Below are 22,260 nucleotides of genomic sequence, written 5' to 3'. Positions count from 1 at the left end.
AATAGAGAACGCATCAACGTTGTCTTTCCGAACTTACGGCGACCGCGGCATCCCAGGGATGTGCGTGCGCCGACACATGCCGGGCCCCGCATTCGCTTCAGTGTCTTCATCGCAGGCCCGGTTTCCGCTCATGGGCCGTACGTTCGCCACGTCAGGCGGCGCTTCTTCCTCGCGGGTGTTGTTCGATTGCGCCGGTCATGCCGACTCTGCCCGGAATGACCCATACATAAATCGAGGAGCTCCTGATGACGCTGTCCCGTCTCACGTCCACTGCCATGGCCGCCGTGCTTGCCACTGCCGGCCTCGCTGCCTTCACTTCGGCCAACGCCGAAACCGTCAAGATCGCCATTGCCGGCCCGATGAGCGGCTCGGTCGCCCAGTACGGCGACATGGTCAAGGCCGGTGCCCTGACCGCGATCGAACAGATCAATGCGGCAGGCGGTGCCAACGGCAACAAGTTCGAAGCGGTGCTGATGGATGATGCCTGCGAACCGAAGCAGGCCGTGGCCGTGGCCAACAGGATCGTCAGTCAGGGTATCCACTACGTGATCGGTCACGTGTGCTCGGGTTCGACGATTCCGGCCTCGGATATCTACGAAAACGAAGGCATCGTGATGGTGACGCCGTCGGCCACCGCGCCGCAGCTGACCGAAACGAAGAAGCGCAACTTCATCTTCCGCACGATCGGCCGCGACGACCAGCAAGGCCCGGCCGCTGCACAGTACATCATCAACAAGGTCAAGCCGAAGAAGGTTGCCATCCTGCACGACAAGCAGTCGTACGGCCAGGGCATCGCCAGCTCGGTGAAGAAGGACCTTGAGGCGGCCAAGATCCCCGTGGCGGTCTTCGAAGGCATCAACGCCGGCGATTCGGACTACTCGGCCGTGATCACCAAGCTGAAGTCGCAGGGCGTGGACTTCGTGTACTTCGGCGGCTACCACCCGGAAATGGGCCTGCTGCTGCGCCAGGCACGCGAGCAGGGCGTGAAGGCCACGTTCATGGGCCCCGAAGGCGTGGGCAACAAGGACGTGACGGCCATTGCCGGCCCGGCTTCGGAAGGCATGCTCGTGACGCTGCCGGCGGACTTCTCGGCCGACCCGGCCAACGCCGCGCTGGTGAAGGCCTTTGCCGACAAGAAGCGTGACGCCAACGGTCCGTTCCAGATGCCGGCCTACGCCGCCGTCAAGATCATTGGCGACGCCATTGCCGGTGCCAAGAGCACCGACCCGACCAAGGTGGCTGCGTACATGCACAAGAACGCCTTCACCACGCCGATCGGCAAGGTCGAATACGACGCCAAGGGCGACCTGAAGTCGTTCAAGTTCGTCGTCTACACGTGGCACAAGGACGCCACGAAGACCGCCGCAAACTAAACCCGGCGCCATCCTGGCGAAACGCCCCGCGGCCAACCGGCCTGCGGGGCGTTTTGGTATCGGTTCGGTGTCGGTTAGCCGCCACATAAGGGCGGTCGGCATCGCGCATCGGACTCATCCGATCCACAAGGTCCCCCGCATGAACGAATTCCTTCCACAGTTCACCCAGCAACTGGTCAACGGCCTGACGCTGGGTGCGATCTATGCGTTGATCGCCATCGGCTACACGATGGTCTACGGCATCATCGGCATGATCAACTTTGCCCACGGCGAGATCTACATGATCGGCGCCTACGTGGGCCTGGTAACGCTGACCGCCATTGGTGCGCAGGCTGGTTATCCGCTGCCGCTGGTGCTGGGTGCGGCGTTGCTCGTGTCCGTTGTCGTGACCGGCTGCTACGGCTTTGCCGTGGAGCGCGTGGCATACCGCCCCCTGCGCGGCGGGCCGCGCCTGGTGCCGCTGATCTCGGCCATCGGCATGTCCATCTTCCTGCAGAACTATGTCCAGATCGGGCAGGGCGCACGTGACGTGTCCGTGCCGATCCTGATCTCGGGTGCCATCGAATTCCAGATGGGCGGCGACTTCACGGTGACCGTGCCGTATTCGCGCCTGCTGATCGTGGGCGTGACGCTGGTGCTGATGATCGCGCTGACGCTGTTCATCGGCCATTCGCGCATGGGCCGTGCCTGCCGCGCCTGCGCCGAAGACATGCGCATGGCCAACCTGCTGGGCATCGATACAAACCGCGTGATCTCGTTCACGTTCGTGCTGGGCGCCATGCTGGCCGCCGTGGGCGGCGTGCTGATCGGGCTCACGATCGGCAAGCTCAATCCCTTTATCGGCTTCATCGCCGGCATCAAGGCCTTCACGGCCGCGGTGCTGGGCGGCATTGGCAGCATTCCGGGCGCGATGCTCGGCGGCGTGCTGCTGGGCCTGGCCGAAACGTTTGCGTCGGGCTACATGCCGGCCGAATACAAGGATGTTGTGGCATTCGGCCTGCTGGTGCTGGTGCTGCTGTTCCGTCCCACGGGCCTGCTTGGCAAGCCCGATGTGGAAAAGGTCTAAGGGGAGGGCGACATGACTCAAGCGACTTCGATTTCGCGGGCGTCGGTCCCGCAAGCGTCGGTCTCGGACACGCTGAAGAATGCCGTGACCGCCGCCGTGCTGACGGCCATCCTGACCATCCCGGTACTGGGCCTGCAGCTCAAGCTCGATGGCTACAAGGTGGTGCTGGAGCCGCACTGGCGTCCGGTGTGGATTGCCGTGGGCCTGGTGTTCCTGTTCCAGCTGTGCAAGCCGTTCCTGCTGCGCGCGCGCAGCGCCGTGACGCTGCCGTCGCTGCCTGCCATGGGCGCGAAGCAGCAGCGCCTGGCTGTCTGGGTGCTGCTGGCGGTGGGCGTGGTGTTCCCGTTCTTCGGCTCGCGCGGCGCGGTGGACGTGGCTACGCTGGCGCTGATCTACGTGATCCTGGGCCTGGGCCTGAACATCGTGGTGGGCTATGCCGGCCTGCTCGACCTGGGCTACGTGGGCTTCTACGCGGTCGGCGGCTATACCTATGCGCTGCTGAACCAGTACTTCGGCCTCACGTTCTGGGAATGCCTGCCGCTGTCGGCCGGGCTGGCCGCCACGTTCGGCTTTGTCCTGGGGTTCCCGGTGCTGCGCCTGCGCGGCGACTACCTGGCCATCGTGACGCTGGGCTTCGGTGAAATCATCCGCCTGCTGCTGAACAACCTGACCAGCCTGACCGGTGGCCCGGACGGCGTGTCCGGCATTCCGAAGCCGACCGTGTTCGGCATCGAGATGGCGCGCAGTGCCAGCGTGGAAGGCGCGCAGACGTTCCATGACCTGATCGGCATCCCCTATGCCGGCCAGCATATGGTGATCTGGCTGTACCTGCTGGCGCTGCTGCTGGTGGGTTTCACGCTGTTCGTCACGAGCCGCCTGATCCGCATGCCGATGGGCCGTGCGTGGGAAGCGCTGCGCGAGGACGAGATCGCCTGCCGCTCGCTGGGCCTGAACCCGACGCGCATCAAGCTGTCGGCCTTCACGCTGGGGGCATCGTTCGCCGGTCTTGCGGGCGCGTTCTTTGCCGCGCGCCAGGGCCTGGTCAATCCGGAATCGTTCACGTTCATCGAGTCGGCGCTGATCCTGGCCGTGGTGGTGCTGGGCGGCATGGGCTCGCAGCTGGGCGTGATCCTGGCGGCCATCCTGCTGACCATCCTGCCCGAGGTGGCACGCGACTTCGCCGAATACCGCATGCTGATCTTTGGCCTGGTGATGGTGTTGATGATGATGTGGCGCCCGCAGGGCCTGCTGCCCGCTAGCCGTCCCCATGTGGAGCTGCCGCGATGAGCAATGAAATGCTGAAAGTATCGGGCCTGCAGATGCGCTTCGGCGGTCTGCTGGCCGTGGACGGCATCGAGTTCGATGTGCGCCGCGACGAGGTCTTCGCCATCATCGGCCCGAACGGCGCCGGCAAGACCACCGTGTTCAACTGTGTGGGCGGCTTCTACAAGCCCACCGCGGGCGAGGTCACGCTGGACGGCCATTCGATCGCACGCAAGCCCAGCCATGTGGTGGCACGCCACGGGCTGGTGCGCACGTTCCAGAATATCCGCCTGTTCAAGCAGCTGACCGTCGTCGAGAACCTGATGGTTGCGCAACACCAGCAGGTCAAGGCGGGGCTGCTGCGCGGCCTGCTGGCTACGCCGGCCTATCGCCGCGCCGAGCGCGAGGCGCTGGGACGTGCCGCCGAATGGCTGGAGCGCATGGGCCTGACCGGCGTGGCCAACCGCGAGGCGGGCACACTGTCGTACGGCCATCAGCGCCGGCTGGAGATCGCGCGCTGCATGATCACCAAGCCGCGCCTGCTGATGCTGGACGAACCGGCGGCCGGCCTGAACCCGCAGGAAAAGATCGAGCTGCAGCAGCTGATCGACCGCCTGCGCCGCGAGTTCAATATCTCGGTGCTGCTGATCGAGCACGACATGAGCCTGGTGATGGGCGTGTCGGACCGCATCCTGGTGATGGAGCACGGCAAGCCGATCATGATTGGCAAGCCCGACGAAGTGCGCAACGACCCGCGCGTTATCAAGGCCTATCTGGGAGAGGACTGATGCTGAAGCTGGAAAACGTCCATACCCACTACGGTGCCGTCGAGGCCCTGTCGGGGGTGTCGATCGAAGTCAACAAGGGCGAGATCGTCACCCTGATCGGCAGCAACGGCGCCGGCAAGACCACGCTGATGATGACCGTGTGCGGCACGCCGCGCGCCTCCAGCGGCCGCGTGCTGTTCGAGGGCCAGGACATCACCCGCCGCAACACGCACGAGATCATGCGCATGGGCATGGCAATTTCGCCAGAAGGCCGGCGCGTGTTCCCGAGCCTGACCGTGCTCGAAAACCTCAAGATGGGTGGCTTCTTTGCCAGCCGTCATGAGATCGAGGCCGGCATCGAGCACGTGTTCAAGCTGTTCCCGCGCCTGAACCAGCGCGCGAGCCAGCGGGCGGGCACGATGTCGGGCGGCGAGCAGCAGATGCTGGCTATCGGCCGCGCGCTGATGAGCAAGCCGCGCCTGCTGCTGCTGGACGAGCCCACGCTGGGCCTGGCCCCGCTGATCATCGCGCAGATCTTCGACATCATCCGCACGATCCGCGAAGAGGGCGTTACGGTGTTCCTGGTGGAGCAGAACGCCAACAAGGCGCTGCAGGTGGCCGACCGCGGCTACGTGCTGGAAACCGGCAAGGTGGTGCTGGCCGATACCGGCGCCAACCTGCTGGCCAACGACCGCATCCGCGCCGCCTACCTGGGCGGTTGAAGTCGCGGCGCCCCTCTCCCGCAACGTGGGGAGAGGGGCGCAACCCGAAGGCGGCGCAAAGCCCCTTCGCCATCCACGAAATCCCCCTTTCGCCAATGACCGCCGCCCGGGCGGCCTGGCCTGCCCTTCGGCGGCGGGCGCACATGGCATAATCGCTTGCGATGTCAAGCAATCACCGGCTGCGCCGGAAAAGCAGCAAAATAGCCTGCTTGCCCGCGAAGGCATCCGGAAAACACATTCCCCTGCAAACAACGCGCGGATTCGCGCCGTTCGCATCCCCAGGATACGGACGGACGGTCTGCCCCCCCCCGCATCATGGCCAAGACGCTCTACGACAAACTCTGGGATGACCACACCGTCCACGTCGAGGAAGACGGCACGACGCTGCTCTACATCGACCGTCATCTGCTGCATGAAGTGACCAGCCCGCAGGCCTTCGAAGGCCTGAAGCTGGCGGAGCGTCCGGTATGGCGCATCAGCGCGAACCTGGCCGTGTCGGACCACAACGTGCCGACCACCGACCGCACGCAAGGCATTGCCGACCCGATCTCGAAGCTCCAGGTCGATACGCTGGATGCCAACTGCGACGCCTTCGGCATCACGCAGTTCAAGATGAACGACCACCGCCAGGGCATCGTCCACGTGATCGGGCCCGAGCAGGGCGCCACGCTGCCCGGCATGACCGTGGTCTGCGGCGACTCGCACACCAGCACGCACGGTGCGTTCGGCGCCCTGGCGCACGGCATCGGCACGTCGGAAGTGGAGCACGTGCTGGCGACCCAGACGCTGCTGGGCAAGAAGGCCCGGAACATGCTGATCAAGGTGGAAGGCAAGCTGCCGCGCGGCTGCACCGCCAAGGACATCGTGCTGGCCATCATCGGCAAGATCGGCACGGCCGGCGGCACGGGCTACACGATGGAATTCGCCGGCTCGGCCATCCGCGACCTGACCATGGAAGGCCGCATGACGGTCTGCAACATGGCGATCGAAGCCGGCGCGCGCGCTGGCCTGGTGGCCGTGGACGACGTCACGCTCGAATACGTGAAGAACCGCCCGTTTGCGCCGCAGGGCGTGGAATGGGACCAGGCCGTGGCCTACTGGCGCACGCTGCACTCGGACGCAGGCGCCCACTTCGACAAGGTGGTGGAGCTGCGCGCCGAGGACATCCGTCCGCAGGTCACCTGGGGCACGTCGCCCGAGATGGTCGTCAGCATCGAAGACCGCGTGCCGGACCCCGAGAAAGAAAAGGATTCGAACAAGCGCAACGCCATGGAGCGCGCGCTTGAGTACATGAACCTGCAGCCGAACACGCCGATGGAGTCGATCAACATCGACAAGGTGTTCATCGGTTCGTGCACCAACAGCCGCATCGAAGACATGCGCGCCGCCGCGTGGGTGGTGCAGAAGCTGGGTCGCAAGGTGGCGTCGAACGTGAAGCTGGCGATGGTGGTGCCGGGTTCGGGCCTGGTCAAGGAGCAGGCCGAGCGCGAAGGGCTGGACAAGGTCTTCAAGGCCGCCGGCTTCGAATGGCGCGAGCCGGGCTGCTCGATGTGCCTGGCGATGAACGCCGACCGCCTGGAACCGGGCGAGCGCTGCGCGTCCACGTCGAACCGCAACTTCGAAGGCCGTCAGGGTGCCGGTGGCCGTACGCACCTGGTCAGCCCGGCCATGGCTGCCGCGGCTGCCATCGAAGGGCATTTCGTCGACATCCGCAAGCTCGGCTGAACGCCGCGACGGGTCAACTGGTCAACCACGACTTTCGAATAGAGAGAACATGAAAAAGATCGTGATCACACTGCTGGCATGCCTGGGCATGCTGCAACTGGCTGGCTGCAACACGATTGCCGGCTTTGGCAAGGACACGCAGGCTGCCGGGCAGGCGCTCGAGAACGCCGCCCGGAAGTAAGGACACATCATGGATAAGTTCACCGTACACAGCGGCCTCGTGGCGCCGCTCGACCGCGAGAACGTCGATACCGACGCGATCATCCCGAAGCAGTTCCTGAAGTCGATCAAGCGCACGGGCTTCGGCCCGAACCTGTTCGACGAATGGCGCTACAAGGACGTGGGCCAGCCGGGACAGGACAACAGCAAGCGTCCGCTGAACCCGGACTTCGTGCTGAACCAGCCGCGCTACCAGGGCGCATCGATCCTGCTGGCGCGCAACAACTTCGGCTGCGGCAGCTCGCGCGAGCACGCACCGTGGGCGCTCACGCAATTCGGCTTCCGCGCGGTGATCGCGCCGAGCTTTGCCGATATCTTCTTCAACAACTGCTACAAGAACGGCCTGCTGCCGGTGGTGCTGACCGACCTGCAGGTCGACCACCTGTTCAACGAGACCAATGCGTTCCCGGGCTACAAGCTGACGATCGACCTGGACAAGCAGGTCGTGATCACGGCCGGCGGCAACAGCTATCCGTTCGATATCGCCCCGTTCCGCAAGTACTGCATGCTGAACGGTTTCGACGATATCGGCCTGACGCTGCGCCAGAAGGACAAGATCAAGTCCTACGAGGCCGAGCGCCTGACGAAGATGCCGTGGCTGGGCAACCGCGTGGTTGGCTGAGGCGGATCGGGTTCATACATAGATAGGAAGACAAATGAAGATTGCAGTCCTGCCGGGCGACGGCATCGGTCCCGAGATCATTGCCGAAGCCGTCAAGGTGCTGAACGCCCTTGACGAGAAGTTTGAAATGGAAACCGCCCCGGTGGGCGGTGCCGGCTACGAGGCCGAAGGCCACCCGCTGCCGGAAAACACGCTGAAGCTGGCACAGGCGGCCGACGCCATCCTGTTCGGCGCCGTGGGCGACTGGAAGTACGACAGCCTGGAGCGCCCGCTGCGTCCCGAGCAGGCCATCCTGGGCCTGCGCAAGCACCTGCAGCTGTTCGCCAACTTCCGCCCGGCAATCTGCTATCCGGAACTGACCGGCGCGTCGAGCCTGAAGCCCGAGCTGGTGGCTGGTCTGGACATCCTGATCGTGCGCGAACTGAATGGCGACATCTACTTCGGCCAGCCGCGCGGCGTGCGCGAGGCGCCGGACGGCCTGTTCAAGGGCGCCCGCGAAGGCTTCGACACCATGCGCTACAGCGAGCCGGAAATCCGTCGCATCGCCCATGTGGCCTTCCAGGCCGCCGCCAAGCGCGGCAAGAAGCTGTGCAGCGTGGACAAGGCCAACGTGCTGGAAACGTTCCAGTTCTGGAAGGACATCGTGATCGATGTCAGCAAGGAATATCCGGACGTCGAGCTGTCGCACATGTACGTGGACAACGCCGCGATGCAACTGGTGAAGGCGCCGAAGAGCTTCGACGTGATCGTCACCGGCAACATGTTCGGCGACATCCTGTCGGACGAGGCCGCCATGCTGACGGGCTCGATCGGCATGCTGCCGTCGGCTTCGCTCGATGCCAACAACAAGGGCCTGTACGAGCCGTCGCACGGCTCGGCACCCGATATCGCCGGCAAGGGCGTGGCCAATCCGCTGGCTACGATCCTGTCCGCCGCGATGATGCTGCGCTACTCGCTGAACCGTGCCGAGCAGGCCGACCGCATCGAGAACGCCGTCAAGAAGGTGCTGGCCCAGGGCTACCGCACCGGCGACATCCTGACGCCGGGCTGCAAGCAGGTGGGTACGAAGGAAATGGGCGACGCGGTGCTGGCGGCACTGTAAGTCATTCCAGACCTGCTGGTTTGCTCCCTCTCCCGTCTTGCGGGGGAGGGGCCGGGGGAGAGGGCGCGGCACCGGAAAGCGTGAAATGCGCAATTTGATGCTCAATTCCCTCTCCCTCAACCCCGCTCCCGCGTGCGGGAGGGGCGAGAAGCCTCGCTCCGAGCACTAAATCACCCGAATTTCCCCTGCGGCACCGCCGCAAATTCGTGTAGACTCTCCCGTCATGGCCCGATTCCACCAGTCCCTCCTGACTGCTTTTGCTGCTCGCACCGCTATCCGCGGCACGATCGGCGTGGATTCGCTCGGCCTGACCGCAACGACGATTAAAACCATTACCAAAACGATCCCCTAGATCGTTCGTCGTGCCTGCCCGTCTTCCCCGCGCAGCCACGCCGGGCGAGGAAAATGGCGGGGAAGTTCACATCACATCCGAGGTAAGTCATGATTGTAGGTCTCGTCGGTTGGCGAGGAATGGTCGGCAGCGTCCTGATGCAGCGCATGCAGGAAGAGGGCGATTTCGACCATATCGAGCCCGTTTTCTTCAGCACGTCCAACGCTGGCGGCAAGGCCCCGGCCATGGCCAGGAACGAAACCACGCTGAAAGACGCAAACGACATCGAAGCGCTGAAGAAGTGCGACGTGGTGCTCACCGCTCAGGGCGGTGACTACACGAACGATGTGTTCCCGCGCCTGCGTGCGGCCGGCTGGAACGGCTACTGGATCGACGCCGCGTCCTCGCTGCGCATGAAGGACGACGCCATCATCGTCCTGGACCCGGTCAACCTCGGTGTAATCAAGGACGCGCTCTCGAAGGGCGTGAAGAATTTCATCGGCGGCAACTGCACGGTCAGCTGCATGATGATGGGCCTGGGCGGCCTGTTCCAGCACGACCTGATCGAGTGGATGACCTCGATGACCTACCAGGCCGCGTCGGGCGGCGGTGCCCAGCACATGCGCGAGCTGCTGACGCAGTTCGGTACGCTGAACGCCGCAGTCAAGCCGCTGCTGGACAATCCGGCCTCGGCCATCCTGGAAATCGACCGCCAGATCCTGGCGACCCAGCACGGCCTGTCGGCTGACGAAACCAAGCAGTTTGGCGTGCCGCTGGCCGGCAACCTGATTCCCTGGATCGACAAGGACCTGGGCAACGGCGTTTCCAAGGAAGAATGGAAGGGCGGCGCCGAGACCAACAAGATCCTGGGTCGGGGCGAAGGCTTCGTCGGTGCCACCGGCGCCAGCCCGATCGCCGTGGACGGCCTGTGCGTGCGGATTGGCGCCATGCGCTGCCATTCGCAGGCGCTGACCATCAAGCTGCGCAAGGATGTGCCGCTGGACGAGATCGAAGGCATGCTGGCCGCCAACAACCAGTGGGCCAAGGTCGTGCCGAACACGCGCGAAGCCAGCATGAAGGACCTGACGCCGGCCGCCGTGACGGGCACGCTGACGATTCCGGTCGGCCGTCTGCGCAAGATGCAGATGGGCGGCGAGTACCTGTCCGCCTTCACGGTGGGCGACCAGCTGCTGTGGGGCGCCGCCGAGCCCCTGCGGCGTATGCTGCGCATTCTGATCGAGGGTTGACCCCCGGATAGCCTCGCTGCTTTCGTTGCAGGGAGGCAACAGAATCTGCCGCTTTCCGAGCAACGCCGCGCCTCAGCGCGGCGTTGTCGCATCCGGAGCGCTTTTTTTCGCGGGCTTGCGTCACAATACAGCCGGCATGCGCTTGGCCACGGGGTCATCGCCACCATGCATCTGGAATGCACGGCAGCGACATTGGGCGCGCAGCAGGGCAGGCACAAAGCCTGTCCGTTTCGTCGCCCGCCAGCCAGCCATTTGTTGGGATCGGGTTAATTTCTGCTACTAAAACCATAAATGGAGCACGAGGTGAGTGTGAGCCTACATCGCCGGAAAGATGCGCCTACTGTCCGTCAGCGCTGGTCAACGCTGGCCATCACGGCTGCTGGTCTGCTGCTTGCGCAGCCTGCCGCGTATGCCGCGGGGTTTGGACAATTAAGGGTTCAATCCAATCTGGGGCAGCCGCTCCAGGCTGAAATCGATATCACCGGCGTGACGCCCGAGGAAGCTGACAGCCTGGCCGTCAAGCTGGCCGCGCCGTCCGCCTATTCGCGTGCCGGGCTGACCTATCTGTCGGCCATTTCGAGCGTGAGGCTCGACGTGCAGAAGCGTCCGAACGGTACCTATGTGGCTACCGTGCGGTCCAACCAGCCGCTCAGCGAACCGTTCGTCGACATCCTGGTCGACATGAGCTGGTCCAGCGGCAAGATCACGCGCGCCTATACCTTCCTGCTGGATCCCGCTGGCGCCAAGCCGTCGAACCAGGCGTTCTCGCCCACCACCGTGGTGCAGGCCGCAACGCCTGACGCGTCGCCGGCCGCGGCACCTGCTCCGGCGCCCGTCGCCGCAGCGCCTGCGGCTGCTCCTGCCGCCGCGGCCCCCGCGCCGGCCCCGGCCCGCCAGCCGCGCCGCGCCGCCGCACCTGCCGCCGTAGCCGACGGCACGGCGGCCAATGGCAGCTACACGGTCCAGCAAGGCGACACCCTGTACTCGATCGCCGGCGATGCCTCGCAGGGCGTCGATTCGGTGTCGCTGGAGCAGATGCTGCTCGCGCTCTACCGCAACAACCCCAATGCGTTCATTGGCGGGGACATCAACCGGATCAAGTCGGGCGCCGTGCTGAAGGTGCCGAGCGCCCAGCAGGCGCAGTCGGTGACCCCGCGCGAGGCGCGCCGCGAAGTGGTGGCGCGCACGCAGGGCTTCGACAGCTACCGCAGCCGCCTGGCCGCCGCAGCAGCCGCCAAGTCGGTGGAAGCCGGCTCGGGCCGCGAGCAGTCGGGCAACGTGACGGCACGCGTGCAGGACACCACGGTGCCGAACGCCGGGCCGCGTGACGAACTGAAGCTCTCGAAGGCCGAGAAGGGCGCGCAGGCCAAGGCGGAAGCCGACGTTGCCAGCCAGCGCAAGCTGAAGGACGCCGAATCGCGCGTTGCCGATCTCGAGAAGAACATCTCCGACATGCAGCGCCTGATGGAGCTGAAGAACGCGGAGATCTCCAAGCTCAACCAGAACAGCCAGGGCGCCAAGGCAGCGACGGCCGCTGCGGCCACGACCGCGGCCGCGCCTGCCGCAGCCAAGGCAGCCGAAGCCGCCGCCGCGCCGGCTCCGACCGTGGTGCCGGCCGAGCCGGCCAAGGCCGCCGATGCCCCGAGCACCGCCACGCCGGAACCGGCACCGGCCGCTGCCGCCTCGGCACCGGAAGCCACGGCTGCCGCTGCGGCCGCATCGGCTCCGCAGGCCAGCGCTTCGGCCCCGGCCGCCGCCGCTTCGGCGCCGGTTGCCGCCAAGAAGAAGCCGCCTGTCATCCAGCCGCTGCCTCAGCCGTCGTTCGTCGACGAGCTGCTTGGCAACCCGATGCTGCTGCCGGGCGCGGGTGTGCTGGTTGCGTTGCTTGGCGGATATGCGTACTATCGCCGCCGCCAGAAGCAGAAGGCCAGCGAGAACACCGGTTTCGGTGACAGCATCCTGTCCCAGGAAAGCACGGTCATGGCGGGCGGACACTCGTTGTTCGGTACCGCCGGTGGCCAGAGCGTCGACACGTCGCAGCACAGCGTGTTCGGCGCCGACTTCCGCATCGGCAACAACTCGCCCGAAGCGACGGAAGTGGACCCGATTGCCGAGGCCGAGGTGTACATCGCGTACGGACGCGACGTGCAGGCCGAGGAAATCCTGCGCGAAGCGTTGCAACAGAATCCGGAGCGCCAGGCCATTCGCCTGAAGCTGCTGGAGATTTACAACACTCGTCAGGATGTGGAAGGTTTCCGAGTGATCGCAGAAGAAATGTTCGCCCAGGTAGGCGGACAAGGCGCGGACTGGCAACAGGTCGCGGATATGGGTCGGAAGCTCGATCCGAGCAACGCGCTGTACCTGTCGGTGGCGCCCGACCTCACGGCGGAAGCCGATACGACCACGCCGGTGGCCGATCAGTGGCGCACGCAGGATCCGGCCCAGTCGCTGCAGCAGCCCGTCCAGGCTTCGGCCATGCCGGACCTGGCACTGCCGCTCGACGCCTTCCCGGCGCCCGCGCCGGGGGAGCCCATCGTGGCACCGGAGTCGGCCTCGCTGGTATTTGGTAACGAGCACCAGGCGGAACCGGTGGCACGTCTCGACGACGTCCTCGACGAGAGTCACGATGCCGGCATGGATCTGCCGGCCGGGGTGCCGGCGCTCGATACCCCGACGCGTTCGCGTCCGCTGGAGTTCGACATGTCCAGCCTGTCGCTGGACCTGAACGCCGCGAATCCGGGTGCGGCCGTTGCGGCCGAGCCGGCTTCGGTCGCAACGTTCGAGGCTCCGTCGCTGACGGAATCGACCGTGCCGCTGCCGGCGCCGACGATGCTGCAGAACGGCCGGCTGGTCGAGCCGATCGACCTGACCCGCGTCACGTCCGAAGGCAATGGCGATTCCACGCATGGCGTTTCCGCCAGCACGCTGTCGGCCACGGGCATGGATGGCAGCCGCGACATGCAGATCAAGCTCGACCTGGCGCGCGCCTACATCGAAATCGGTGACAAGGAAGGTGCTCGCGAACTGCTGCAGGAAGTGGTGGAGCAGTCGGAAGATCCGCTGCAGTCCGAGGCTCGCACGCTCCTGCGCGACGTGGCCTGATGCGGATTGGCCCACGGGTTTCGACCCAAAGGCCGGTATGATGCAGGGTTTGCGGCACGCCGTTGACACGGAGTGCCGCAGCCCGAAGCGATGCGCCGGAAGCGTCCCTTCCGGCGCATTTTGTTTTTGCGCATCGCCACACTCATGAATCGCATCGCCATCGGACTCCACTACGACGGTTCGGCCTTCTCCGGCTGGCAGTCGCAGCCCCACCGCAATACCGTGCAGGACCACCTGGAAGACGCCATCGAGCGCTTTGCCGGGACGCGCCTGCTGACCACGGTGGCGGGGCGGACCGATACCGGCGTGCATGCGCTGGGCCAGGTGATTCACCTCGATACCGAACTGGAGCGCGACAAGTTCTCGTGGGTGCGCGGCGTCAACGCGTTCCTGCCGCAGTCCATCGCGCTGCAATGGGCGGAGCCGGTCGACGACGATTTCCACGCGCGCTTCCTGGCCTACGAGCGGATGTACTACTACGCGCTCTATACCGGCCCGCATCGCGTGCCGATGATCCACAGCCGCGCCGGCTACCAGATGCTGCCCGCGGGCCAGCGACTCGATGTCGACGCCATGCGCACAGCAGCGGCCTGCCTGCTGGGCGAACACGATTTCTCGGCCTTCCGCGCCGCCGAATGCCAGGCCAAGTCGCCCGTCAAGACGATGTATGACGTGACGATCCGGGAAGATGGCAACTGGGTATTCCTGCGCTTTCGTGCCAGTGCGTTCCTGCATCACATGGTGCGCAACCTGATGGGCTGCCTGGTGGCGGTGGGGCGGGGGCGCTACCCGGCCGAATGGATGGCCGAGGTGCTGGCCGGGCGCAACCGGCAGAAGGCCGCCCCGACGTTCATGCCCGACGGCCTGTACCTGGTCGACGTGAAGTATCCTGAGCCGTACCGGCTCCCTACGGCGGACGCATCCGCCAGCTTCTTCCACGGAGTATTTGCCGATGGTCCCGACAATGGCGCCTGAATCCGGCCGCGTGCCGCCCCGCACCCGCATCAAGATCTGCGGACTGACGCGCCCGGAAGACGTGCGCGCTGCCGTCGATGCGGGCGCAGATGCCATCGGCCTGGTTTTCTATGACAAGAGCCCTCGTTACGTGGACGTGGCGCGGGCCGCCGCGCTGGCCGAACAGGTGCCGCCGTTCGTGACCGTGACCGGTCTGTTCGTCAACGCCGACGCCGAGGAAGTGGCGCATGTCACGGAACGTGTGCCGTTGACGTTACTCCAGTTCCATGGCGACGAGACGCCCCAGCAGTGCACGGAGATCGCCCGCCGCTGCCGGCTGCCGTTTGTGCGCGCCGCCCGTGTCCAGCCGGGGCTTGATTTGGTAGAATTCGCCGATCAATACCGTGACGCCGCCGGCCTGTTGCTCGACGCCTTCGTGGAAGGCTACGGCGGTGGCGGCCACGTCTTCGACTGGACCCTGATTCCTGCTCAATGGCTTCCGCCCAATCCGACCAGCCAGCCCGCAAGCGACGCTCCTCGCATCGTTTTGAGTGGTGGGTTGAACGCGCAAAACGCCGCTGGTGCGATTGAGCGCGTGCGCCCCTATGCCGTGGATGTCAGCAGCGGCGTGGAGGCGTCGAAGGGTGTGAAGGACCACGCCCGCATTGCCGCGTTCGTGCGCGCCGTGCGCATGGCGGATGCAGGACAGGCCGGCCAGTAACGCCACGCCGGCACCGTTGCGCTGCCATCCCCGCTTGCCCCCGGTCGCTCCGATCGCCCGATACCGAATTTGATGCGTTTCGCTGTCACTGTGCGCGAAACGCCACCTAAGAGCCTGGACATGTACGACTTGCCCGATTCCCGAGGCCATTTCGGCCCCTATGGCGGTAGCTTCGTTTCCGAAACCCTGGTCCACGCACTGGACGAGTTGCGCGATGCCTATGCGCACTACCAGCAAGACGCGGACTTCAACGCCGAATTCCAGCGCGAGCTGAAGCATTTTGTCGGCCGTCCGTCGCCGATCTACCACGCGCAGCGCTGGAGCGAGACGCTGGGCGGCGCCCAACTGTTCTTCAAGCGCGAAGACCTGAACCACACCGGCGCCCACAAGATCAACAACGTGATCGGCCAGGCGCTGCTGGCAAAGCGCATGGGCAAGAAGCGCGTGATCGCCGAAACCGGTGCAGGCCAGCACGGCGTGGCCACGGCGACGATTGCCGCGCGCTTCGGCATGGAATGCGTGGTCTACATGGGCTCGGAGGACGTGCGCCGCCAGGCGGCCAACGTCTACCGCATGAAGCTGCTGGGCGCCACGGTGGTGCCGGTTGAAAGCGGCTCGAAGACGCTCAAGGACGCGCTCAACGAAGCCATGCGCGACTGGGTGACCAACGTCGAGACCACGTTCTACATCATCGGCACGGTAGCCGGCCCGCACCCGTATCCGATGATGGTGCGCGATTTCCAGTGCGTGATCGGCGAAGAGTCGAAGGTGCAGATGCCGGAACTGACCGGTCGCCAGCCGGACGCCGTGATCGCGTGCGTGGGCGGCGGCTCGAATGCGATGGGCATCTTCTACCCGTACATCGAGCACAAGGACGTGCAGCTGATCGGCGTGGAAGCGGCCGGCGACGGCCTGGACACGGGGCGCCACGCGGCATCGCTGACCGGCGGTTCGCCGGGTGTGCTGCACGGCAACCGTACCTACCTGCTGCAGGACGAAAACGGCCAGATCATCGAGACGCACTCGGTGTCGGCCGGCCTGGACTACCCGGGCGTGGGGCCGGAGCACGCGTGGCTCAAGGACATCGGCCGCGCGCAGTATGTGCCGATCACCGATGAAGAAGCGCTGAAGGCGTTCCACGACTGCTGCCGCATTGAAGGCATCATCCCGGCGCTGGAATCGAGCCACGCCATTGCCTATGCATGCAAGCTGGCGCCGACGCTGCCGAAGGACAAGCTGCTGCTGGTGAACCTGTCCGGCCGTGGCGACAAGGACATGCACACGGTGGCCGAACGTGCGGGGTTGAAGCTGTAATGCGTGCGCTGCCCCCTGACACCACGATTCAAGCGGAAGAGGGCGGCGCCGCGGCGCCGTTCGACATCCTCGATACCGAAGCCGTCCGCCTGTATCAGGAAGACGCGCTCGAAGGCATCAATCGCATCGAAGTCGGATCGGTCGACCTGATCATCGCCGACCCGCCTTACGGCCTTGGCAAGGACTACGGCAACGATTCCGACCTGCTGTCGGGCGACGCCTACCTGGAATGGTCCGAGCGCTGGATGGACGCCATCATCCCGAAGCTGGCCCCCAAGGGCACGCTGTACCTGTTCTGCACGTGGCAGTACTCGCCCGAGCTGTTCGTGATGCTCAAGAAGCGACTGACGATGATCAACGAGATCATCTGGGACCGCCGCGTGCCGAGCATGGGCGGCACCACGCGCAAGTTCTCGTCGGTGCACGACAACATCGGCTTCTTTGCCCGTCAGCGCGACTACTACTTCGACCTGGACCCGGTGCGCATTCCGTACGATGCCGAGACCAAGAAGGCGCGCAGCCGGCCGCGCTTCGAGGGCAAGAAGTGGCTCGAGGTGGGCTACAACCCGAAGGACCTGTGGAGCGTGCCGCGTATTCACCGGCAAGACCCCGAGCGCGCCGACCATCCCACGCAGAAGCCGCTGGAGATTGTCGAGCGCATGGTGCTGTCGAGCTGCCCGCCGGGCGGCGTGGTGCTGGACCCGTTCACGGGCAGCGGCACCACGGCGGTGGCCTGCGTGCGCCACGGCCGTCGCTTTGTCGGATTCGAGATGAATCCGCAGTACGCCTCGCTGGTGCGCGATCGCGTGACGGCGGCCCAGCCCGTGTATGCCCCGATCCAGCCCGACGGCGTGGCTGACAGCCTGCCCGCAGGCACCGAAGCGACCCCGGCTGCTGCCAACGACGATGCCAATGACGCGGCGTCGGCGGTGCAGCGCCTTATCTGATTCCGATGGTCAACGACATGTCCCGTATCCAGAAGACTTTCGCGGCACTGGCCGCGCAGCAGAAGAAGGGCCTGATTCCGTTCATCACTGCCGGCGACCCGGCGCCCGCGCTGACCGTGCCGCTGATGCACGCGCTGGTGGAGGGCGGCGCCGACGTGATCGAGCTTGGCGTGCCGTTCTCCGACCCGATGGCCGACGGCCCCGTCATCCAGCGCGCCTCGGAGCGCGCCCTGGCGCAAGGCGTCTCGCTGACGCAGGTGCTGGCCTGGGTGAAGGAATTCCGCCAGACCAACGACACCACGCCCGTGGTGCTGATGGGCTACGCGAACCCGATCGAACGCATGGGCGAGGAAACGTTCGCCAAGGCCGCCTCGGCCGCCGGCGTGGACGGCGTGCTCGTGGTCGACTACCCGCCCGAGGAATGCGAGTCGTTCGCCGGCCTGATGCGCGCCAACCAGATGGATCCGATCTTCCTGCTGGCGCCGACGTCGACCGACGACCGCATTGCCGCTGTGGCGAAGGTCGCCAGCGGCTATCTTTATTACGTGTCGCTCAAGGGCGTGACCGGTTCGGCCACGCTGGACCTCGACAGCGTGGCCGCCCGCCTGCCGCTGATCAAGCAGCACGCCAACCTGCCCGTGGGTGTCGGTTTCGGCATTCGCGATGCGCAGACGGCGCGCGCCATCGGCAGCGTGGCTGACGCCGTGGTGATTGGCAGCCGCCTGGTGCAACTGCTGGAAGATGCACCGCGCGACAAGGCCGTGGAAGCGTTGCGTACGTTTATCGCCGAAATCCGCCAGGCGCTGGACGCCTGAAAAACGTGTCCCAGGCGTGACGGCCGGCTGAAAAACGCAGCAAAAATCGTCGCCAATTGCAGCCGTTTGAGACTTAAGCGGCACAATTGGCGCGTTTTGCTTAGGCGAGATGTGCCGGGCGTGGTAAATTCGCGGCCTGATTCCCTGCCGTCCCTGTGTCCGCCTCTCAAGAAAGAGGCGTCGATGCGCGGGCGGCAGCTATCCGAAAGGAGCTTTCATGAGCTGGTTGGATAAACTCCTGCCTCCCAAGATTCAACAGACCGACCCCTCCACCCGCAAGGGCATTCCGGAAGGGCTGTGGGTCAAGTGCCCGTCGTGCGAGTCGACGCTGTACCGCACCGACGTGGAAGCCAATCTGCACGTCTGCCCGAAGTGCGACCACCACATGCGCATCCGCTCGCGCGAGCGCCTGGACAAGCTGCTGGACGCCGAAGGCCGTTTCGAGATCGGCCAGGAAATCGTGCCGGTGGACGCGCTGAAGTTCAAGGACACGAAGAAGTACCCGGACCGCATCAAGGCCGCCATGGATGACACCGGCGAGACCGACGCGATGGTGGTCGTGGGTGGCGCGATCCACACGATTCCGGTGGTGGTGGCCTGCTTCGAGTTCGAGTTCATGGGTGGTTCGATGGGCTCGGTGGTGGGCGAGCGCTTCGCGCGTGGCGCGCAGGCCGCGCTGGAGCAGAAGGTGCCGTTCATCTGCGTGACCGCCACGGGCGGCGCGCGCATGCAGGAAAGCCTGCTGTCGCTGATGCAGATGGCCAAGACCACGGCCATGCTGAACCAGCTGTCGAACGCCAAGCTGCCGTTTATCAGCGTGCTGACCGACCCGACGATGGGTGGGGTGTCGGCATCGTTCGCGTTCCTGGGCGACGTGGTGATTGCCGAGCCCAAGGCGCTGATCGGTTTTGCCGGCCCGCGCGTGATCGAGCAGACCGTGCGCGAGAAGCTGCCGGAAGGCTTCCAGCGCGCCGAGTTCCTGCTGCAGAAGGGCGCCATCGACATGATCGTCGATCGTCGCCGTCTGCGCGCGGAAATTGCCCAGCTGCTGGCGCTGCTGCAGAAGCAGCCGGCCGATGCGGTGGCCTGACGCGGTAGCGTGATTTGCAGGACAATGGCGCGGGTACCTACCCGCGCCATTTTGTTTTTAGTCGTGTCGTAATTCAGCATGCCCATCTTCCACACACTCCCCGACTGGCTTCAGCACCTCGAAACCGCCCATCCCGTGGGCATCGACATGGGTTTGACGCGTATCACGCGCGTCAAGGAAGCGCTGGGACTGCGCATCGACGCCGTGGTCTTCACGGTTGGCGGTACCAACGGCAAGGGCTCGACCTGCGCGATGCTCGAACGCATCCTGCTGGAGGCCGGCTACAAGGTGGGCCTGCATACGTCGCCCCACCTGATCACGTTCAACGAGCGCGCCCGCCTGAACGGCGAGCAGGCCACCGATGCGCAGCTGCTGCCGCACTTCGAGGCCGTGGAGCGCGCCCGCACCAGCTTTGCCGATCCGGTCAGCCTGACGTATTTCGAATTCACGACGCTGGCCATCATCCATATGTTCGCGTCGGCCGGGCTGGACGCGATCGTCCTCGAAGTGGGCCTGGGCGGCCGGCTCGACGCCGTCAATGTGATTGATACGGACTGTGCGGTCATCACCAGCGTCGACATCGACCACACCCAGTACCTGGGGGACACGCGCGAGAAGATCGGCTACGAGAAGGCCGGCATCTTCCGTCCGAATGTACCGGCCGTCTGCGGCGACCCCATGCCGCCGCAATCGCTGATCGATCATGCCGAGGCCATCGGCGCCGACCTGTGGCTGGTGGGCCGCGATTTCCGCCACCAGGCCGCAGCGGGCCAGGAGCGCCAGCAATGGGACTGGACGGGCCGCGACCGCAAGCTCAACGGCCTGGGCTATCCGGCGCTGCGTGGCGCCAACCAGCTGCTGAACGCGTCGGCTGCACTGGCCGCGCTGCAGGCCATGCGCCCGCGCCTGCCGGTCAGCGCGCAGGAAGTGCGCAATGGGCTGGCTTTTGTAGAACTGCCGGGCCGCTTCCAGGTGATGCCGGGACGTCCGGCCGTGATCCTCGATGTGGCGCACAATCCTCATGCGGCGGCCACGCTGGGCCAGAACATGGAGAACATGGGGTTCTTCCGCTACACCTATGCAGTGTTCGGCGCGATGGCAGACAAGGATATCGCCGGTGTGTTGCGCCACGTGGCCGACAAGGTCGACCACTGGTGCCTGTGCGACCTGCCCACGGACCGCGCCGCCACGGCCAGTGACCTGCGCGAGGCACTGGAAGCCACGGGCTTCCGGGAAGGGCCGGATAACACCGCGGCGTGCTTCTCAAGTCCGGAACTGGCGTATCGCGATGCCATCGAGAGAGCAACCGAGAATGATAGAATCCTGGTCTTCGGATCGTTCTATACCGTGGCTGGCGTGATGGCATATCGCGCCACGCAGGCCAACTGAATCGCTGTCCCGATTCCTGGCTGAACTCCCGGGCCGGAACGACATCACACCGAACACCACTCTTTGGGCATCTATGGGCCTGCTTTCGCTGTTTTCGTCCCGCAAGGGCACTGACCCGGCACCCGAACGCGGTCGCCGTACGCGCGCAGAAGCTGGCGCCGGCATCGGCGCGTCGCGCCGCACGGCCGACGAATACACGGACGATACCCTCGATCCCGACTTCCCCCAGAAACAACGCGCACGCCGCCGCCTGATCGGCGCCGTGGTGCTGCTGGCCGCCGCGGTCATCGTGCTGCCGATCGTGTTCGAGCACAAGCCGCGGCCGGTGTCCGATGACGTGGCCGTCAGCGTTGCCAACGGCCAGGGCGCACAGAAGCCCAAGGTCGAGGCTCGCAAGGCCCAGGCGCTGCCGCCGTCGGCCAATGCCAGCCGCAACGACGCTGCGCTGGATGCAGGCGAGGAAATCGTCACCTCCCCGTCGACCGACAAGCCGAAGGCGGACGCCCGGCCGGAGGCCAAGGCCGCTGACGCCAAGGCCGAAACGAAGGTGGCCGAAACCAAGCCAGCCGATGCGAAGCCGGCTGACAAGCCTGCTGCGGCCAATACCAAATACCTGATCCTGATCGGTGCGTTCTCTTCGGAAGAGCGCGCGAAGAACTGGCTCGCCAAGCTCAAGGAGAGCAAGGTGCCGGCGTTCGTGGAAAAGAAGACGCTGGCCGACGGCGACCGCATCCTGCTGCGCGCGGGCCCGTTCGCCAGCCGCGATGCAGCCGATGCGGCCGACAAGAAGGTGCGGTCCATCGGGCTGACCTCGAAGGTGGTGGAGCAGTAACGTCCCGGACAACCTCGTTTCCGATCCCGTCCCCGCGCATATCGCCGGTGACGTCCCGGTTGCAGGGCGGCTGATCGCCCCCATCTGACAGGAACCTGCATCGCACGCATGGCTTTTACTTTTTTTGACTATGGCGTGGCCTTCATTCTGGTGGCGTCGGCGCTGATTGGCGTGCTGCGCGGCCTGGTGCGCGAGGTGCTTGCGCTGGTGGGCTGGGTCGTGGCGTTCGTGCTGGCGTATCACTTTGGCGGCATGGCCGCGAAGTGGATGCCGGAGTCGCTGCCGGGCGGCGAGCTCACGCGCAGTGCCCTGGGTTTCCTGACCGTGTTTTTCGGCACGTGGATCGTGTCGGCGCTGGCAGGGGCCGTTCTGGGCCAGTTGCTGGAAACCACCGGCCTGAAGCCGGCGGATCGCGGCCTGGGCCTGGTGTTCGGGCTGGCGCGGGGTGTGCTGATCGTGATGCTGATCGTCGTGCTGGCGGGGCTCACGAAGCTGCCGGAAGAACCTTTCTGGCGCGACGCGGTGTCGCGCCCGTATGTGATCCAGGCGATGGGCGAATTGCGCCAATGGCTGCCGCCCGACCTGGCAAAGTACGTGAAGACCTGAATCAAAGACGCGAGTGCTTGAACGTTGGGCGTTCGCGGCGCAGTATCAACGCA

Annotated in this window: 20 protein-coding genes; all 20 read left to right on the top strand. The window is 65.5% G+C overall.

Annotation, left to right across the window (positions count from 1 at the left end):
* Nucleotides 1–245: 245 nt before the first annotated feature.
* A complete protein-coding gene (locus tag ACOABP_RS03800) occupies nucleotides 246–1,373 on the top strand; it encodes a branched-chain amino acid ABC transporter substrate-binding protein (protein ID WP_474227032.1) in 1,128 nt (375 codons plus the stop codon).
* A gap of 139 nt (nucleotides 1,374–1,512) precedes the next feature.
* Complete coding sequence (livH, locus tag ACOABP_RS03795; RefSeq protein ID WP_066733332.1) at nucleotides 1,513–2,439, top strand: high-affinity branched-chain amino acid ABC transporter permease LivH; 927 nt, start codon at nucleotides 1,513–1,515, stop codon at nucleotides 2,437–2,439.
* A 12-nt stretch (nucleotides 2,440–2,451) separates the two neighbouring features.
* Entirely contained in the window at nucleotides 2,452–3,726 is a 1,275-nt protein-coding gene (locus ACOABP_RS03790) for a high-affinity branched-chain amino acid ABC transporter permease LivM (protein WP_474227031.1), read from the top strand.
* Complete coding sequence (livG, locus tag ACOABP_RS03785; RefSeq protein WP_474227030.1) at nucleotides 3,723–4,490, top strand: high-affinity branched-chain amino acid ABC transporter ATP-binding protein LivG; 768 nt, start codon at nucleotides 3,723–3,725, stop codon at nucleotides 4,488–4,490. Before ACOABP_RS03790 ends, livG begins: the two co-directional genes overlap by 4 nt.
* Entirely contained in the window at nucleotides 4,490–5,191 is a 702-nt protein-coding gene (locus tag ACOABP_RS03780; RefSeq protein WP_066733338.1) for an ABC transporter ATP-binding protein, read from the top strand. Before livG ends, ACOABP_RS03780 begins: the two co-directional genes overlap by 1 nt.
* Before the next feature lie 315 nt (nucleotides 5,192–5,506).
* Nucleotides 5,507–6,916: a 3-isopropylmalate dehydratase large subunit gene (gene leuC / locus ACOABP_RS03775; protein WP_474227029.1), complete on the top strand. Its 1,410-nt coding sequence runs from the start codon at nucleotides 5,507–5,509 to the stop codon at nucleotides 6,914–6,916.
* 49 nt (nucleotides 6,917–6,965) lie between these two features.
* Nucleotides 6,966–7,097 carry an entericidin A/B family lipoprotein gene (locus ACOABP_RS03770; protein ID WP_066733342.1) on the top strand — a complete coding sequence of 44 codons (132 nt, stop codon included), beginning with the start codon at nucleotides 6,966–6,968 and terminating at the stop codon, nucleotides 7,095–7,097.
* Between the two features lie 9 nt (nucleotides 7,098–7,106).
* Nucleotides 7,107–7,757: a 3-isopropylmalate dehydratase small subunit gene (gene leuD, locus ACOABP_RS03765; RefSeq protein WP_066733344.1), complete on the top strand. Its 651-nt coding sequence runs from the start codon at nucleotides 7,107–7,109 to the stop codon at nucleotides 7,755–7,757.
* Between the two features lie 34 nt (nucleotides 7,758–7,791).
* Nucleotides 7,792–8,859: a 3-isopropylmalate dehydrogenase gene (gene leuB / locus ACOABP_RS03760; protein ID WP_474227028.1), complete on the top strand. Its 1,068-nt coding sequence runs from the start codon at nucleotides 7,792–7,794 to the stop codon at nucleotides 8,857–8,859.
* A gap of 441 nt (nucleotides 8,860–9,300) precedes the next feature.
* The gene (gene asd, locus ACOABP_RS03755) at nucleotides 9,301–10,437 is read left to right on the top strand and encodes an aspartate-semialdehyde dehydrogenase (protein ID WP_474227027.1); all 1,137 of its coding nucleotides are present in this window, start codon (nucleotides 9,301–9,303) and stop codon (nucleotides 10,435–10,437) included.
* A gap of 303 nt (nucleotides 10,438–10,740) precedes the next feature.
* Entirely contained in the window at nucleotides 10,741–13,539 is a 2,799-nt protein-coding gene (locus tag ACOABP_RS03750) for a motility hub landmark protein FimV (protein ID WP_474227026.1), read from the top strand.
* A 144-nt stretch (nucleotides 13,540–13,683) separates the two neighbouring features.
* Nucleotides 13,684–14,514, top strand: coding sequence for a tRNA pseudouridine(38-40) synthase TruA (truA, locus tag ACOABP_RS03745; protein WP_474227025.1), 831 nt, complete (start codon nucleotides 13,684–13,686; stop codon nucleotides 14,512–14,514).
* Nucleotides 14,504–15,214, top strand: a complete 711-nt coding sequence (locus tag ACOABP_RS03740; RefSeq protein WP_474227024.1) for a phosphoribosylanthranilate isomerase — start codon at nucleotides 14,504–14,506, stop codon at nucleotides 15,212–15,214. Before truA ends, ACOABP_RS03740 begins: the two co-directional genes overlap by 11 nt.
* 120 nt (nucleotides 15,215–15,334) lie before the next feature.
* The gene (gene trpB, locus ACOABP_RS03735; RefSeq protein WP_066731067.1) at nucleotides 15,335–16,528 is read left to right on the top strand and encodes a tryptophan synthase subunit beta; all 1,194 of its coding nucleotides are present in this window, start codon (nucleotides 15,335–15,337) and stop codon (nucleotides 16,526–16,528) included.
* A complete protein-coding gene (locus tag ACOABP_RS03730; RefSeq protein ID WP_474227023.1) occupies nucleotides 16,528–17,475 on the top strand; it encodes a DNA-methyltransferase in 948 nt (315 codons plus the stop codon). Before trpB ends, ACOABP_RS03730 begins: the two co-directional genes overlap by 1 nt.
* A 17-nt stretch (nucleotides 17,476–17,492) precedes the next feature.
* Nucleotides 17,493–18,290: a tryptophan synthase subunit alpha gene (gene trpA / locus ACOABP_RS03725; protein WP_474227022.1), complete on the top strand. Its 798-nt coding sequence runs from the start codon at nucleotides 17,493–17,495 to the stop codon at nucleotides 18,288–18,290.
* 217 nt (nucleotides 18,291–18,507) lie between these two features.
* A complete protein-coding gene (accD, locus tag ACOABP_RS03720; protein ID WP_066731042.1) occupies nucleotides 18,508–19,380 on the top strand; it encodes an acetyl-CoA carboxylase, carboxyltransferase subunit beta in 873 nt (290 codons plus the stop codon).
* Between the two features lie 78 nt (nucleotides 19,381–19,458).
* The gene (gene folC / locus ACOABP_RS03715; RefSeq protein WP_474227021.1) at nucleotides 19,459–20,769 is read left to right on the top strand and encodes a bifunctional tetrahydrofolate synthase/dihydrofolate synthase; all 1,311 of its coding nucleotides are present in this window, start codon (nucleotides 19,459–19,461) and stop codon (nucleotides 20,767–20,769) included.
* A 73-nt stretch (nucleotides 20,770–20,842) separates the two neighbouring features.
* Entirely contained in the window at nucleotides 20,843–21,601 is a 759-nt protein-coding gene (locus ACOABP_RS03710; RefSeq protein ID WP_474227020.1) for an SPOR domain-containing protein, read from the top strand.
* A gap of 108 nt (nucleotides 21,602–21,709) precedes the next feature.
* The gene (locus ACOABP_RS03705) at nucleotides 21,710–22,207 is read left to right on the top strand and encodes a CvpA family protein (RefSeq protein ID WP_474227019.1); all 498 of its coding nucleotides are present in this window, start codon (nucleotides 21,710–21,712) and stop codon (nucleotides 22,205–22,207) included.
* Nucleotides 22,208–22,260 lie beyond the last annotated feature (53 nt).

The organism is Cupriavidus sp. HE11 (assembly GCF_056097175.1).
This window is presented reverse-complemented; position numbering and strand designations above follow the sequence as displayed.

Excerpts from the sequence above, each read along its gene's own strand:
- ACOABP_RS03710 (WP_474227020.1), top strand. The coding sequence starts at position 20,843 with ATGGGCCTGCTTTCGCTGTTTTCGTCCCGCAAGGGCACTGACCCGGCA.
- ACOABP_RS03730 (WP_474227023.1), top strand. The coding sequence starts at position 16,528 with ATGCGTGCGCTGCCCCCTGACACCACGATTCAAGCGGAAGAGGGCGGC.
- trpA (WP_474227022.1), top strand. The coding sequence starts at position 17,493 with ATGTCCCGTATCCAGAAGACTTTCGCGGCACTGGCCGCGCAGCAGAAG.
- leuD (WP_066733344.1), top strand. The coding sequence starts at position 7,107 with ATGGATAAGTTCACCGTACACAGCGGCCTCGTGGCGCCGCTCGACCGC.
- ACOABP_RS03780 (WP_066733338.1), top strand. The coding sequence starts at position 4,490 with ATGCTGAAGCTGGAAAACGTCCATACCCACTACGGTGCCGTCGAGGCC.
- folC (WP_474227021.1), top strand. The coding sequence starts at position 19,459 with ATGCCCATCTTCCACACACTCCCCGACTGGCTTCAGCACCTCGAAACC.
- leuB (WP_474227028.1), top strand. The coding sequence starts at position 7,792 with ATGAAGATTGCAGTCCTGCCGGGCGACGGCATCGGTCCCGAGATCATT.
- ACOABP_RS03740 (WP_474227024.1), top strand. The coding sequence starts at position 14,504 with ATGGCGCCTGAATCCGGCCGCGTGCCGCCCCGCACCCGCATCAAGATC.
- livG (WP_474227030.1), top strand. The coding sequence starts at position 3,723 with ATGAGCAATGAAATGCTGAAAGTATCGGGCCTGCAGATGCGCTTCGGC.
- ACOABP_RS03705 (WP_474227019.1), top strand. The coding sequence starts at position 21,710 with ATGGCTTTTACTTTTTTTGACTATGGCGTGGCCTTCATTCTGGTGGCG.
- truA (WP_474227025.1), top strand. The coding sequence starts at position 13,684 with ATGAATCGCATCGCCATCGGACTCCACTACGACGGTTCGGCCTTCTCC.
- accD (WP_066731042.1), top strand. The coding sequence starts at position 18,508 with ATGAGCTGGTTGGATAAACTCCTGCCTCCCAAGATTCAACAGACCGAC.
- ACOABP_RS03790 (WP_474227031.1), top strand. The coding sequence starts at position 2,452 with ATGACTCAAGCGACTTCGATTTCGCGGGCGTCGGTCCCGCAAGCGTCG.
- asd (WP_474227027.1), top strand. The coding sequence starts at position 9,301 with ATGATTGTAGGTCTCGTCGGTTGGCGAGGAATGGTCGGCAGCGTCCTG.
- livH (WP_066733332.1), top strand. The coding sequence starts at position 1,513 with ATGAACGAATTCCTTCCACAGTTCACCCAGCAACTGGTCAACGGCCTG.
- ACOABP_RS03770 (WP_066733342.1), top strand. The coding sequence starts at position 6,966 with ATGAAAAAGATCGTGATCACACTGCTGGCATGCCTGGGCATGCTGCAA.
- ACOABP_RS03800 (WP_474227032.1), top strand. The coding sequence starts at position 246 with ATGACGCTGTCCCGTCTCACGTCCACTGCCATGGCCGCCGTGCTTGCC.
- trpB (WP_066731067.1), top strand. The coding sequence starts at position 15,335 with ATGTACGACTTGCCCGATTCCCGAGGCCATTTCGGCCCCTATGGCGGT.
- leuC (WP_474227029.1), top strand. The coding sequence starts at position 5,507 with ATGGCCAAGACGCTCTACGACAAACTCTGGGATGACCACACCGTCCAC.